Origin of the sequence: Pseudomonas sp. SGAir0191 (genome assembly GCF_002812565.2) — a bacterium.
GTDB lineage: Bacteria > Pseudomonadota > Gammaproteobacteria > Pseudomonadales > Pseudomonadaceae > Aquipseudomonas > Aquipseudomonas parafulva_B.
This window is the reverse complement of record NZ_CP025035.2, coordinates 4723502-4736943: the sequence shown is the minus strand read 5'-3', so window position 1 is coordinate 4736943 and position 13442 is coordinate 4723502. Positions and strand designations below refer to the sequence as shown.

The 13442-nt window shown below is 62.2% G+C and carries 11 protein-coding genes; 5 read left to right on the top strand and 6 right to left on the bottom strand.

The genetic code is table 11. The features are described 5' to 3' along the window. Positions 1-18: 18 nt before the first annotated feature. Positions 19-705 (bottom strand): YggS family pyridoxal phosphate-dependent enzyme, encoded by a 687-nt coding sequence (locus CWR53_RS21255; RefSeq protein ID WP_100852432.1) that lies wholly within the window; start codon positions 703-705, stop codon positions 19-21. A 64-nt stretch (positions 706-769) separates the two neighbouring features. On the opposite strand from CWR53_RS21255, the gene CWR53_RS21250 reads away from it, so the two are divergent. Beyond that, positions 770-1765, top strand: coding sequence for a type IV pilus twitching motility protein PilT (locus CWR53_RS21250; protein ID WP_100852431.1), 996 nt, complete (start codon positions 770-772; stop codon positions 1763-1765). Between the two features lie 73 nt (positions 1766-1838). Here CWR53_RS21250 and CWR53_RS21245 read toward each other — a convergent pair whose 3' ends face one another. Continuing rightward, positions 1839-2468, bottom strand: coding sequence for a C40 family peptidase (locus tag CWR53_RS21245; protein ID WP_100852430.1), 630 nt, complete (start codon positions 2466-2468; stop codon positions 1839-1841). A gap of 166 nt (positions 2469-2634) precedes the next feature. On the opposite strand from CWR53_RS21245, the gene CWR53_RS21240 reads away from it, so the two are divergent. Continuing rightward, positions 2635-3054, top strand: coding sequence for a TM2 domain-containing protein (locus CWR53_RS21240; protein ID WP_058602909.1), 420 nt, complete (start codon positions 2635-2637; stop codon positions 3052-3054). A gap of 57 nt (positions 3055-3111) precedes the next feature. Here CWR53_RS21240 and CWR53_RS21235 read toward each other — a convergent pair whose 3' ends face one another. From CWR53_RS21235 to CWR53_RS21225, 3 genes are all read right to left on the bottom strand, one after another. Beyond that, positions 3112-3810, bottom strand: a complete 699-nt coding sequence (locus CWR53_RS21235; protein WP_023532748.1) for an SPOR domain-containing protein — start codon at positions 3808-3810, stop codon at positions 3112-3114. Position 3811: 1 nt separating this feature from the next. Next, positions 3812-5548, bottom strand: a complete 1737-nt coding sequence (gene argS / locus CWR53_RS21230; RefSeq protein WP_058602910.1) for an arginine--tRNA ligase — start codon at positions 5546-5548, stop codon at positions 3812-3814. A 190-nt stretch (positions 5549-5738) separates the two neighbouring features. Further along, entirely contained in the window at positions 5739-7958 is a 2220-nt protein-coding gene (locus CWR53_RS21225; RefSeq protein WP_100852429.1) for a primosomal protein N', read from the bottom strand. Between the two features lie 165 nt (positions 7959-8123). On the opposite strand from CWR53_RS21225, the gene rpmE reads away from it, so the two are divergent. The 3 genes from rpmE to CWR53_RS21210 all read left to right on the top strand — a co-directional run bounded on the left by rpmE (position 8124) and on the right by CWR53_RS21210 (position 10609). Continuing rightward, positions 8124-8342 carry a 50S ribosomal protein L31 gene (gene rpmE, locus CWR53_RS21220; RefSeq protein ID WP_058602912.1) on the top strand — a complete coding sequence of 73 codons (219 nt, stop codon included), beginning with the start codon at positions 8124-8126 and terminating at the stop codon, positions 8340-8342. Then, positions 8342-9163 carry a thermonuclease family protein gene (locus CWR53_RS21215; RefSeq protein WP_058602913.1) on the top strand — a complete coding sequence of 274 codons (822 nt, stop codon included), beginning with the start codon at positions 8342-8344 and terminating at the stop codon, positions 9161-9163. Before rpmE ends, CWR53_RS21215 begins: the two co-directional genes overlap by 1 nt. Positions 9164-9340: 177 nt before the next feature. Beyond that, a complete protein-coding gene (locus tag CWR53_RS21210) occupies positions 9341-10609 on the top strand; it encodes a malic enzyme-like NAD(P)-binding protein (protein ID WP_023532374.1) in 1269 nt (422 codons plus the stop codon). Positions 10610-10924: 315 nt separating this feature from the next. Here CWR53_RS21210 and CWR53_RS21205 read toward each other — a convergent pair whose 3' ends face one another. Continuing rightward, the gene (locus CWR53_RS21205; protein ID WP_100852428.1) at positions 10925-13375 is read right to left on the bottom strand and encodes a penicillin-binding protein 1A; all 2451 of its coding nucleotides are present in this window, start codon (positions 13373-13375) and stop codon (positions 10925-10927) included. Between the last annotated feature and the right edge of the window lie 67 nt (positions 13376-13442).

Genomic DNA, 13442 nt, shown 5'->3' with positions numbered 1-13442 from the left:
AGTGAGTTAAGCATGTCATCAAGCGTTGCCGTAGTCGCGGGCACCAAACAAGGCGGTGCCGATACGGACCCAGGTCGCGCCTTGAGCAATTGCCGCTTCCAGGTCATGGCTCATGCCCATGGACAGGGTGTCCAGGCCCAGCCCGAGCGCGTCCTGTAACTGGCGCAGCTGGGCGAACGCTGCTTCCTGGGCGTTACGATCATCGGTAGGTTCGGGGATTGCCATCAGCCCACGCAAACGCAGGTTGGGTAGGGCAGCCACGGCCTCCACCAGTGCGGGCAGTTGCGCGGGTGCGCAACCGGCCTTGCTGGCTTCACCGCTGACGTTCACCTGAAGGCAGATGTTGAGCGGCGCCAGGCCAACTGGGCGCTGTTCTGAAAGGCGTTGGGCGATTTTCAGGCGATCCACGGAATGCACCCAGTCGAAATGCTCGGCAATGGCCTTGGTCTTGTTCGACTGAATAGGGCCAATGAAGTGCCAGGTCAGAGGCAGGTCGATGAGTTGCTGTTGTTTCGTCAGCGCCTCTTGTAGGTAGTTTTCCCCGAAATCATGTACGCCCGCGGCGTGGAGTTCGCGTATGGCGGCGGCCGGCTTGGTTTTGCTGACGGCTAGCAACCGGACGTCGGCGCGATTACGCCCGGCAGCCTGGGCACCCCGGTTGATGCGGTCGCGAATCGAGGAAAGGTTGTCTGCTAGGGTGGACATAGATCGAGGCCGGCAGCTGAAGTGTCGCCGCATTTTACCTGGTTGAAGGCAGATGGGGAGTCTCATGGATGTGACAGACCTGCTGGCGCTTGCCTTGAAGGCAGGTGCCAGCGACCTGCACCTGGCTGCAGGCCAGGCGCCGACGGTGCGCGTGCATGGCGTGCTGCAACGCCTGCCCGTGCCGATAGCAACGCCGGATGGATTGATGCGAAGCATGGAATCGTTGCTCGACGCCGACCCGTATCGACAGTGGGTCGCCGGTCACGACCTGGACCTGGCACTGGAGCTGCCCGCGCTTGGGCGGTTTCGCGTGAACCTGTTCAGGCAGATGAACGGCCCTGCGCTCACGTTCCGCTTGATCCCCGCGCGGATCGCCTGCGCCGAAGCGCTCGGCCTGGGCGAGATTGCCCAAACCATTGGCCAATACCGTGACGGTCTGGTGCTCATAGGTGGGCCGACGGGCAGTGGCAAGACGAGCACGTTGGCAGCCCTGCTCGATCAGATGAGCCGCGAGCGCGCGCTGCACATCGTCACCCTCGAGGATCCGATCGAGGTCGTCCATGCCAGCCATCAGGGTGTGGTCAACCAGCGTGAGGTCGGCCGAGATTGCTGCAGCTTTGCCCAAGGCCTGCGCAGTGCGTTGCGTCAGGACCCCGACGTGATCGTGCTGGGCGAGTTGAGGGACCTGGAAACCATTCGTCTTGCACTGCGTGCCGCCGAAACGGGTCATCTGGTACTGGCAACCGTTCATACACGCTCAGCGGTGAACAGCATCGACCGGGTAGTAGAGGTATTCCCTGCGCAGGAAAAGGCATGGGTGCGCGCGATGCTGGCAGACTCGCTGCGAGTGGTAGTGGCGCAAGTGCTGGTTGGCCGCCGGGGCGGTGGGAGGGTCGCGGCGCGAGAAGTGCTGGTGGTGACGGATGCAGTCCGCAATCTGATCCGCGAAGGGCGCATGGCCCAGCTCCATTCGGTGATGCAGACCGGCGCGGCAGAGGGTATGCAAACCTTGGACGGGGCCATGAGGCAACTTCAAGCGCGCGGGCTGCTCGCTGAGTGATGCAACCAGGGCCGCACCCACCACCTAGGGTTGGCAGCGGAGCGGCCCTCCATGGGGTTGTTATGAGGCAGGGTTAACGCTTGGCCAGGCTAAGCTGTTGCTTTTCCTTGGGCAGTACGCGTTTGGCGACCACGTAGTGTTTCTGCCAATAGGGCTTGCTTAGGCTATCGATGCTCACCCGCTTGCCGCGACGCGGCGCATGAATGAAGCGGTCATTGCCCAGGTAGATGGCAACATGGTTGACGCGGCGGCTCTTGATGTTGAAGAAGATCAGGTCGCCCGGCTTGAGATCGCCCTTGGCAACCTTGGTGCCGTGACCGCTGGCCATGGCGCTGGAAGTGCGAGGCAGGTTGACCTCAGCCACGTCGTTGAAGGCGTAGCGAACCAGGCCGCTGCAATCGAACCCTTTTTTCGGGCTGGTACCGCCCCAAACATAAGGGGTGCCGAGCATGTTCACGGCACGATCGAGCACGGCGCTGCTTTGCTTGCTCGAAGCAGCCGCCACCGTCTTGCCACGCGATTTACTGGCAGCGTTGCCAGGGCGGGCGTGCAGGGTGGTCTGCTTGATGGGCGAGCGCTTTACCGAGGCGTTGGTGGTGTAGCCGGTAAAGCCGTTGGGAAGACGTTGCTCACGGTTGGTGGCGTGGGCGGCCAGGGGCAATAGTAGGCAGAGGGTCAGCCATGTCTTGATCAAAGGCGGCATAGATGAAGCTCTTATGAATAGTTGTGTGTTGGGCGCGCAACTTTATAACAGCTTTTTGATCAAATTTTGATCCGCTGGTCGATTCTTGCTTACCATCCGTCGGCCTTGGCGGAAAAAGTCACAACTTTTTTTAGAAAATTTAATCAGCAACCCACGAGGGCCATGCATGAACACTTATCAACAGGGCGCGCCCTTCCACGACACCCACAGCAAGGTGATCGGCTACTTGCTGTGGATTTTCGGCTTCACCGGCTCGCACCGTTTCTATTACGGCAAGCCCGTCACCGGGACGATCTGGTTCTTCACCTTCGGGCTGCTGGGCATTGGCTGGCTCATCGACCTGTTCCTGATCCCGGCCATGGACCGCGAAGCCGACCTGCGTTTCCACTCTGGCCGAATCGACTACAACATCGCCTGGATACTGCTGACGTTCCTGGGCATCTTCGGCCTGCACCGCCTTTATCAAGGCAAGTGGATCACCGCCATCATCTACTTCTGCACGGGCGGGTTGTTCCTGGTGGGCGTTCTGTATGACTTCTGGACGTTGAACGGGCAGGTGTCCGAGCGCAATGCCGGCCAGCGCTGACCGTTAGAAACGCTGGCGCGGCCTGGCCAGGCCGCGCCAGCCTGTGGGCACTGACTGCTATTGGCGGGTCTGACGCTGTTGCAGCAGCAGGTTACTGAAGCCCGCGCCGGCCAATTGCTTCTGGGCGACGGTCAACTGCTCGCGGTTGCTGAACGGCCCGACCAGCACCCGGTACCAGGTTTCGTCCTTCACCGTGCCGGACTCCACTTTCACGCTCTGCCCCAGCAGGATGATCTGCGCGCGCACCTTGTCGGCATCGGCCTGCTTGCGGAACGAGCCTGCCTGGAGGAAGAACTGTGTGGTTGCCGCCGGCTTGATCACCGGAGGCGCGGGCGGTGGCGTCTGGCCCAGCAATGCAGCTTGGGCGCGTGCGGTGTCGATCTTGGCGGCCTCTGCCGGGGTCACTGGGGTGACCGGCTGGGCTGGCACAGGTGGCGTCTTCTCGGGCACTGCCTCAGGCGGCACGATGACTTCCGACTCCGGCAGCAAGGTGTAGAAGTCGTACTTGGGCTTTACCGGCTGTTGCGGCGTGGCCTGGGTCGACTTCCCGGCTTCGACCGTCTTTTCGGTTTTCTGCTGTTCGGGCTTGGTGCGTTTGATATCGCCGCCACCGGGTTCGAGCTTCATCAGAAACACGATGAACGCACCGATGGTCAGGCCGACTGCCAGCCATACCCAGCCGGGCATGGGCTGCTTGGCGGGCGCCGTCTGACGACTGGCGCCACGTTTGGGGGCAGGTTTCTTCTTGGCAGCCACCTTACATGCGCTCCAGAGTTTCCAGGCCGAGCAGTTGCAGACCTTGCTTGAGGGTGCGCCCGGTCAGCGCTGCCAGACGCAGGCGGCTTTGTTGCTGCTCGGGCGTCTCGGCAGCCAGGATCGGGCAATTTTCATAGAAGCTGGAGAACAGGCCTGCCAGGTCGTACAGGTAGCTGCACAAGACGTGTGGCGTGCCCTTGTCGGCTACGTTGTTGAGAATTTCCCCGAACTGGGCCAGGCGCGCGGCCAGGTCCTGCTCGTGAGGCGCTTGCAGCACGATAGTGCCTTCGACTTCGTCAAAGCCCTTGCCCAGCTTGCGGAACACCCCGGCCACACGGGTGTAGGCGTACAGCAGGTAGGGGGCCGTATTGCCTTCGAAGTTGAGCATCAACTCGAAGTTGAAGCTGTAGTCGCTGGTACGGTGCTTGGACAGGTCGGCATATTTCACCGCACCGATACCCACCACCTCACCGATGCGACGCAGGTCGTCTTCGGGCAGGCCTGGGTTTTTTTCCTTCACCAGCGCATACGCACGGTCCTTGGCTTCGTTGAGCAGGTCGATCAACTTGACCGTGCCGCCGTCACGGGTCTTGAACGGGCGGCCGTCGGCGCCGTTCATGGTGCCGAAGCCCATGTGCTCCATCTGCATCGGGTGCCCGAGGAAGCCGGCGCGGCGAGCGACTTCGAATACCTGGTTGAAGTGCAGCGCCTGGCGTTGGTCGACGAAATACAGGGCGCGATCTGCCTTGAGCACATTGCTGCGGTAGCGCACCGCGGCAAGGTCCGTGGTCGCGTACAGGTAGCCACCATCGGCCTTCTGCACGATCACGGGCAGCGGTTCGCCTTCGCTGTTCTTGAACTCCTCCAGGAACACGCACTGGGCACCCTGGTCTTCGACCAACAGGCCCTTGGCCTTGAGTTCGGCGACGACATTGGCCAGGTCATCGTTGTAGGCGCTTTCGCCCATGACGTCAGCCATGGTCAGCTTGACGTTGAGCAGTTCGTAGGTCTTCTGGCAGTGCGACAGCGAGATGTCCTTGAACCGTGTCCACAGGGCCAGGCAGTCAGGGTCACCCGCCTGCAGCTTGACCACCAACCCGCGCGCGCGCGTGGCGAAGGCTTCGGATTCGTCGAAGCGCTTCTTGGCCGCACGGTAGAAGTTTTCCAGGTCGGAGAGTTCGTCGCTGGTGATCGGGTTTTCTTCGAGGTATGCCAGCAGCATGCCGAACTGGGTGCCCCAGTCGCCTACGTGGTTCTGGCGGATCACCTGGTCACCCAGGAACTCGAGTACCCGCGCCACGCTGTCGCCAATGATGGTCGAGCGCAGGTGACCAACGTGCATTTCCTTGGCGAGGTTCGGCGCCGACAGGTCGACCACCACCTTCTGCGCAGGGCCAGCCTTGCGCGCGCCAAGCCGAGGATCATCAAGCGCTGCGTCCAGGCGGGCGGCCAGCGCAGCGGTGTTCTGGAAGAAGTTCAGAAAGCCCGGACCTGCGATCTCGACCTTGCTGATGTCGGCGCTGGCCGGCAGGGCCTGGATCAGTTTTTCGGCCAGGTCACGCGGCTTCATACCGGCCGGCTTGGCCAGCATCATGGCAATGTTGCTGGCGAAATCGCCGTGGGTCTTGTCCCTGGCGTTTTCCACCTGGATCGCCGGCGACAGCCCGTCAGGCAACACACCGTCGTTGACGAGTTGGGTGAGGGCTTGCTGGATCAGCTGGCGAATGGTGTCTTTCATAGGAATCTCTTTTCGACCGCAAGCGCGGCGGGCGCCTGGATGCGCTGGTGGAAAAACTGGGCATTATCCGTGGCTGGGCGCGCGTTGCCAACCTTTGGCAGGCACGTGCCCAGGCACGGAGCAACTTGAAAGCCTTCGCTGGGTCCTGATGCAGCCACGCCGCGCGCGGCGTGGCGCTTCAAACGTGCCTTCAGTAAAGATCCACCGGGTCGACGTCCACCGACCAGCGTACCTGGCGCCCGCTTGGCAGTTGCTCCAGCACCAGTAGCCAGGCGCTGATGAGGCGGTGCAGAGGGGCACGGGTACTGGCCTGCAACAACAGTTGTGCGCGAAAGCGCCCCGCTCGGCGCTCCATGGGCGCCGGTACCGGGCCAAGCAGTTCGATGCCGGGCAGGCGCTGCTGCGCCATCAGGCGCTCGGCCGCTGTGCAGGCTTCATCCAGAAACGCCTCGGCCTGCCCCGGCTTGTGCGCTTCGGCGCGCAACAGGGCCAAGTGCGAAAAGGGCGGTAAACCGGCGGAGCGGCGTTCGTCGAGCGCCTGTTTGGCGAAGGCAAAATAGCCCTGCTCGGTCAGTTGAACCAGCAAAGGGTGGTCTGCCAAGTGCGTCTGAATGATGACTTTGCCGGGCTCTTCCGCCCGTCCTGCACGGCCAGCGACCTGTACGATCAATTGGGCCATGCGTTCACTGGCGCGGAAGTCCCCGGAAAACAGACCGCCATCGGCATCGAGAATGGCAACCAGCGTCACCCGGGGGAAGTGATGCCCTTTGGCGAGCATCTGCGTACCGACCAGCAGGCTTGGCTGGCCGCGTTGAATGGTTGTGAACAGTTGGTGCATCGCGTCCTTGCGCGAGGTGCTGTCGCGGTCCACGCGCAGCACGGGATAATCCGGGAACAACACCTTCAGGCGCTCTTCGGCGCGCTCGGTGCCGGCCCCGACAGGGCGCAGGTCCACGTGCTTGCATTGTGGGCAATGATGCGGCAGCCGCTCGTCGTAGCCGCAGTGGTGGCAGCGCAGCACGCCGGAGCGCTGGTGGACCGTCATGCGCGCATCGCACCGTGGGCATTCGGACAGCCAGCCGCAATCGTGACACAACAGGGTTGGCGCGAAGCCACGGCGATTGAGGAACACCAGTACCTGCTGTCCCGCCTCCAGGGTCTGACCAATGGCCTGCTGCAGCGGGCCGCTGATGCCGCTGTCCAGCGGCAGGCTTTTCACGTCCAGGCGCAACATGCGTGGTGCACGCGCACCGCCTGCGCGCTGAGTCATGTGCAGTAGCCGATAGCGGCCGCTTACTGCATTGTGCAGGGTTTCCAGGGAGGGCGTGGCCGAGCCAAGCACGATCGGCACGTTCTCCTGATGCGCGCGCACCAGCGCCAGATCCCTGGCGTGGTAGCGCAGGCCCTCCTGCTGCTTATAAGAGCCGTCGTGTTCCTCGTCGATGATGATCAGGCCCGGGTTCTTCATGGGCGTGAACAAGGCCGAGCGTGTGCCGATGATGATGTCTGCCTCGCCGTCACGCGCCGCCAGCCAGGCATCGAGGCGCTCACGGTCGCTGACGTTCGAGTGCACGAGGGCAATGCGGGCGTTGAAGCGCTGCTCGAAACGCGCCAGTGTCTGCGGCCCCAGGTTGATCTCCGGGATCAATACCAGGGCTTGCTTGCCTGCTTCGAGCGTTTCGCGAATCAGTTGCAGGTAAACCTCGGTCTTGCCGCTTCCTGTGACGCCCGCCAGCAGAAAAGCGCCGAACTGCCCGAAACCGCCGAGCACGGCATCGAAGGCATCACGCTGTTCTTCGTTCAGGGGCAATTCCGATTGGGCCAGCCAATGCTCACGCCGTTCGGCCGGGCGTTGGCGGCGTATTTCCACGCACACCAGCTCTTTGGCCAACAGCAGGTCAAGGCTGTCCTTGTTGAGGTTGAGCTTCGACAGCACGCTGTGGGCCACCCCATGCGGGTGCTGAGCCAGGGTCTTGAGCGCATCGCGTTGGCGAGGTGCACGCGCGATGCGCGGGTCTTCAAGGCGAGCGCCCGGCGCTGCATGCCAAAAGCGTTCCTGACGCATCTCGGCAGGTTCACCCTGACGCAGCAGGGTAGGAAGCGCCCAGCTCAAGGTGTCACCCAGGCTGTGCTGGTAGTACTGGGCGGTCCACAGGCACAGCTTGAACAGCGAGGCTGGAATGGGCGATACCGGGTCGAGCAGGGCGCTGGCGGGCTTGAGCTTGTCAGCCGGCACCTCGCTTTCGGCACCCGCTTCTACCAGGACGCCGATCATCTCGCGCCGCCCGAACGGCACGCGCAGGCGCATGCCAGGCATCCATGTCTGGTTCGCCATGCCGACCGGCGCCTTGTAGTCGAACAGGCGGCGCAGCGGGGAGGGCAGGGCAAGGCGCAGGATGACGTCGGGCACGCGAATGGTCTCGGGGGCGTTTCAGAACTGGCGAGCCTAGCAGACGACGGTCGGTACAAGCGACAACTTGCGCTGGCGCCATGCTCTGGTATGATTTGCCGCCTAATTACGTGCGGTATTCAACAATTGGTGTTGGGTGGCGGCACGCAGCTCGAGGAAGTGACCATGAAAGCTGATATCCATCCGAACTACGAAGAAGTTGCTGTCACCTGCAGCTGCGGCAACAAATTCGAAACCCGTTCGACCCTGGGCGATACCCTGTCGATCGACGTTTGCAACCTGTGCCACCCTTTCTACACCGGTAAGCAGAAAGTCCTGGACACCGGCGGCCGCGTACAGAAGTTCGCCGATCGCTTCGGCATGTTCGGTACCAAGAAAGACTGATGCGCGTGGCGAACCCTTTGGGTTTCGCAGCGTTGCAGAGAAAAGCGCCCCTTGTGGGCGCTTTTTTTATGCTCGTTTGCTGGGCATCCCAGGCGCTGGCTTTCTGCCCGCCCCCGGCACGTGCGCAATGGGTCGCCGTACGGCATGTGGTCGATGGCGACACCGTGCGCTTGGTCGATGGCCGCAGTGTGCGTCTGATCGGGATCAATGCCCCCGAAATCGGCCGCAAGGGGCAAGCGGATGAGCCTTTTGCCCAGGCTGCCCGAAAACGCTTGCAAGCATTGATCAAGGCCAGTGACGGGCGCGTTGGCTTGGTACGCGGTAAGGAAGGCAAAGACCGGTACGGTCGCACGCTGGCCCACCTGTACAGCCATGAGGGGCATAACGTTGAGGCGCAGCTGCTCAGCGAAGGCCTTGCATACCGCATCGCCTTCGCACCCAATACTGAGCTCAGCCGCTGCCAGCAAAGTGCCGAGTCAGTTGCGCGTCAGGCGGCTGTCGGTGTGTGGAAGCGCTCACCGGTGGTGCCCGCCCATGCAGTGCGCAAGCCAGGTTTTGCGCTGGTGTCAGGCCGCGTCACCGCCATCGAACGGAGCCGCGCGGGCATTCGAGTGACCCTCGACAGCGCCGTGACGCTTCATATACCCGCTCGTCTGCGCCGTGCATTCCCCACAGGTTTCTTCGATAACCTCAAGGGGCAAAAGGTCGAGGCCAGGGGTTGGATTCGCAGCGGATCACGTAAGGCTTCCTACACGTCAGGTCAGCGACGCTGGCAGCTGACTCTCACAGACGTCAGCATGCTCGACCGTGTACAGAGATAAAAGATGTAGACATTTCTACAGAAGATTGTACACACTGAAGCCTGCATGCCCCGTGGGTTGTAGCATAAAGTCTTAGGCTAGAGGCCTTGACACGAGTGACCGGCCAGTCTTGTGACGGCTGGACTCTTTGCGTATCCTCGGCGGTCCGTCAGAACAGCCAATAGCGGAATGCCCAACATGTCAGACCTGAAAACCGCCGCTCTCGAATATCACGCTCACCCTCGTCCAGGGAAACTGAGCGTCGAGCTCTCCAAGCCCACCGCCACCGCCCGTGACCTCGCCTTGGCTTACAGCCCAGGTGTGGCAGAGCCTGTGCGTGAGATCGGTCGTGATCCGGAGCTGGCCTACAAGTACACCGGCAAAGGCAACCTGGTTGCCGTGATTTCCGATGGTACTGCCATTCTCGGTCTTGGCGATCTGGGTCCGCTGGCGTCCAAGCCTGTCATGGAAGGCAAGGGTGTTCTGTTCAAGCGTTTCGCCGGTATCGATGTGTTCGACATCGAAGTCGAGTCCGAGAGTCCGCAGGCGTTCATCGATACGGTACGCCGCATTTCGATCACCTTCGGTGGCATCAACCTTGAAGACATCAAGGCGCCAGAGTGCTTCGAGATCGAACGCACCCTGATCGAGCAGTGCGACATTCCGGTCTTCCACGATGACCAGCACGGCACCGCCATCGTAACGGCCGCCGGCATGATCAACGCCTTGGAAATCGCTGGCAAGACCCTCGAAGACGCCAAGATCGTCTGCCTGGGCGCTGGTGCAGCGGCCATTTCCTGCATGAAGCTGCTGGTCAGCATGGGTGCCAAGGTCGAGAACATCTTCATGATCGACCGCAGCGGCGTTATCCACGCTGGCCGTGACGACCTGAACCAGTACAAGGCGCAGTTCGCGCACGCGACCGACAAACGTACCCTGGCCGATGCCCTCGAGGGTGCTGACGTGTTCGTGGGCCTGTCCGGTCCGAACCTGTTGAGCGCTGAAGGCCTGAAGTCGATGGCCGCCAACCCGATCGTGTTCGCCTGCTCGAACCCCGATCCCGAGATCGCCCCTGAGTTGGCCCATGCCACGCGCGACGACGTGATCATGGCCACTGGTCGTTCCGACTATCCGAACCAGGTCAACAACGTACTGGGCTTCCCGTTCATCTTCCGCGGCGCGCTGGACGTTCGAGCCAAGCGTATCAACGAAGAAATGAAGATCGCTGCGGCCATCGCCCTGAAAGACCTGGCCAAGCAGCCGGTTCCCAAGGAAGTGTGCGAAGCCTACGGTGTGGATGGCCTGGAATTCGGCCGTGAGTACATCATTCCCAAGCCGCTGGATGCACGCCTGATCACAGTCGTCTCCGACGCCGTGGCCAAGGCTGCCATCGAGTCGGGCGTCGCTACGCTGCCGTATCCGAAGCATTACCCGCTCAAGAACGTTGACGACGTGTTCAACGGCTGATCGTCGTTCTGCACTAACTAACCCGGCTGTCATGGCCTGATGCTGTATACGTGGGGCTGCTTCGCAGCCCATCGCGGCACAAGGCCGCTCCTACATTGATCGCGTGAAGTCTGAGTTGACGGTTTCGCGGAACTTTGTAGGAGCGGCCTTGTGCCGCGATGGGCCGCGAAGCGGCCCCAACGATATCAAGACAGCATCAAGCCATGACTGCCGGGTTTTTTCATGGCTGGAAAAACGAAGGGTTCGCGGGAAATCGCCGGCATCGCGCCTAATGCCAGGGCCGCGTTGCAGCCCTGTCAGGGTTCCGGTTGGATATCAGAAGAGATCCATTGGCGTTGCTTCATCGGCTGGAAGCGGGCTACCCGGTGCAGTCCCGTTACCCAGTTCATCCACCGAGGGTGGCGAGTCCTCTGCCTTGAACAGCTCGAAATAGGCATTGGGCGTACTTGCCGAGGCAGCCCGGCCACTGACCGGATCGACCCGCAGGCTCAGGATGCCTTCAGGCTGCGCGGGCGGGTGCTCCGGCCGGCCTTGCAGGGCAGGGCCCATGAAGCCCATCCAGATCGGCAGTGCGGCAGTGCCACCGTATTCCCGACGACCCAAGGTTTCGGGCTGATCGAAACCAACCCATACCGTGGTCACGTAGTCGGCGTTGTAGCCAGAGAACCAGGCATCCTTGGATTCGTTGGTGGTACCGGTCTTGCCTGCCAGGTCGGTGCGTCCCAGTGCCAGGGCTCGGCGGCCCGTACCGCGCTTGATGACGTCCTGCAGCATGCTGGTGAGGATGTAGGTGGTACGGCCGTCGATGATGCGCTCGGCCACTGCCGGGGCTTGTGGTGCGGGCGCCTGGTCGAACGAGCCGGCGGGCTCACCTGGAACCTGCCCAGTGCTGATGGGCTGCTCGGGAGCGGCCAGCCCGGCGTTGTCTTCCGAACCCTGGAGAACGCGTGGCGGGTTGGCCGTGAACAGCGTCTCGCCATTGCGGCTCTCGATACGGTCGATCAGGTAGGGCGAGATCTTGTAGCCGCCATTGGCGAACGTACTCCAGCCGGTGGCGATTTCCATCGGCGTCAGGGTGGCGGTACCCAGTGCCAGCGACAGGTTACGGGGCAGGTCCTGCTTGTTGAAACCGAACTTGGCGATGTAGTCGATGGTGCGGTCGATGCCCATGGCCTGCAGCAACCGGATCGAAACCAGGTTACGTGACTTGTACAGGGCTTCGCGCATGCGAATCGGGCCGAGGAACGTATTGGTGTCGTTCTTGGGGCGCCAGACCTTGTCCACCGATTCGTCGACGAACACGATCGGCGCGTCGTTGACCAGGCTGGAAGCGGTGTAGCCGCTGTCGAGCGCTGCGCTGTAGATGAAGGGCTTGAAACTCGAACCAGGCTGGCGCTTGGCCTGCATGGCACGGTTATAGTTGCTCTGCTCGAACGAGAAGCCGCCGACCAGTGCACGGATGGCGCCGCTGGTTGGGTCCAGGGTGACGAGCGCGCTCTGGGCGCTGGGCACCTGGCTGAATTTCAACGACCCGTCATCCAGGCGCTGCAGGCGCACCAGATCGCCGACCTGGGCAACGTCTGCCGGCGACTGAGGTGCACGGCCCTGGGCATTGGTGTTGATGAACGGACGCGCCCACTTCATGGTATCCCAGGCCACGGTCTGTTCCTTGCCGTTGCGGGTCAGCACTTGAATGCCGGTCTTCTCGACGCGGGTAACGATGGCCGGTTCCAGTCCACCCAGTGTGCGCTGCCTGGCCAATTCGTGGCTCCAGGCCGCCACGGTGCGCCCAGGGAATCGCGCCTCGGGGCCGCGGTAGCCATGGCGCTGATCGTAGTCGGTCAACCCCTTGAGCACCGCCTTGTTGGCGATTTCCTGGGTGTCGCTCGGCACGGTGGTGGTCACGCGCAAGCCTTCGGTGTAGGCGTCGCTGCCGTAGCGGCCGACCATCTCGGCGCGGGCCATTTCGGCGACGAAGGGCGCATTCACCTCCGGCGTGGGCACGTGATAGCGGGCGTTCAGCGGTTCGGCCAGGGCGGCCTGGTAGCTTGCCTCGTCGATCTTGCCGAGCTTGTACATGCGGCCCAGGATCCAGTCACGGCGCTCCTTGGCGCGGACCGGGTTGGCCAGCGGGTTGAAGCGTGACGGCGCCTTGGGCAGGCCCGCGATCATCGCCATCTGCGCCAGGCTCACGTCACGGATCGACTTGCCGTAGTAAACCTGGGCGGCGGCATCGATGCCGTACGCGCGGTTGCCCAGGTAGATCTTGTTCACGTACAGCTCAAGAATTTCGTCCTTGGTCAGCTCGCGCTCGATCTGCAGTGCCAGCAAAATCTCGTTGGTCTTGCGCGAGAAACTGCGTTCGCTGGTCAGGAAGAAGTTCTTCGCCACCTGCATGGTGATAGTGCTGCCACCGGTCTGGATATGGCCGGTCTTGACCAGCTGTGTGGCCGCGCGCATCAGGCTGCTGGGGTCGACGCCATAGTGGTTGAGGAAATTGTCGTCCTCGGCGGACAGAAGTGCCTGAATGAACTGTGGCGGAATCTCCGAGAAGCGGATCGGGGAACGGCGCATTTCGCCAAATTCGGCGATCAGCTTACCGTCGCTGCTGAACACCTTGAGGGGGATCTGCAACTGGATGCTTCTGAGCGAATCGACCGAAGGCAGGTTGGGGCTAAGATACAGAAACGCACCGCTCACACCGAGTACGAGCGCGCAGATGGCTGCGACGGAAGACCACCAGAAGAACTTAAGCAGACGTATCAAGGCTTTTCGGTGTCCAGGTTGTGAATGGATTGCACGCAGGCCCGGCGGGCCGGAAAACGCCGGGCAT

Excerpts from the sequence above, each read along its gene's own strand:
- CWR53_RS21210 (WP_023532374.1), top strand. The coding sequence starts at position 9,341 with ATGTCAGACCTGAAAACCGCCGCTCTCGAATATCACGCTCACCCTCGT.
- CWR53_RS21250 (WP_100852431.1), top strand. The coding sequence starts at position 770 with ATGGATGTGACAGACCTGCTGGCGCTTGCCTTGAAGGCAGGTGCCAGC.
- CWR53_RS21255 (WP_100852432.1), bottom strand. The coding sequence starts at position 705 with ATGTCCACCCTAGCAGACAACCTTTCCTCGATTCGCGACCGCATCAAC.
- CWR53_RS21215 (WP_058602913.1), top strand. The coding sequence starts at position 8,342 with ATGCGCGTGGCGAACCCTTTGGGTTTCGCAGCGTTGCAGAGAAAAGCG.
- argS (WP_058602910.1), bottom strand. The coding sequence starts at position 5,548 with ATGAAAGACACCATTCGCCAGCTGATCCAGCAAGCCCTCACCCAACTC.
- rpmE (WP_058602912.1), top strand. The coding sequence starts at position 8,124 with ATGAAAGCTGATATCCATCCGAACTACGAAGAAGTTGCTGTCACCTGC.
- CWR53_RS21245 (WP_100852430.1), bottom strand. The coding sequence starts at position 2,468 with ATGCCGCCTTTGATCAAGACATGGCTGACCCTCTGCCTACTATTGCCC.
- CWR53_RS21240 (WP_058602909.1), top strand. The coding sequence starts at position 2,635 with ATGAACACTTATCAACAGGGCGCGCCCTTCCACGACACCCACAGCAAG.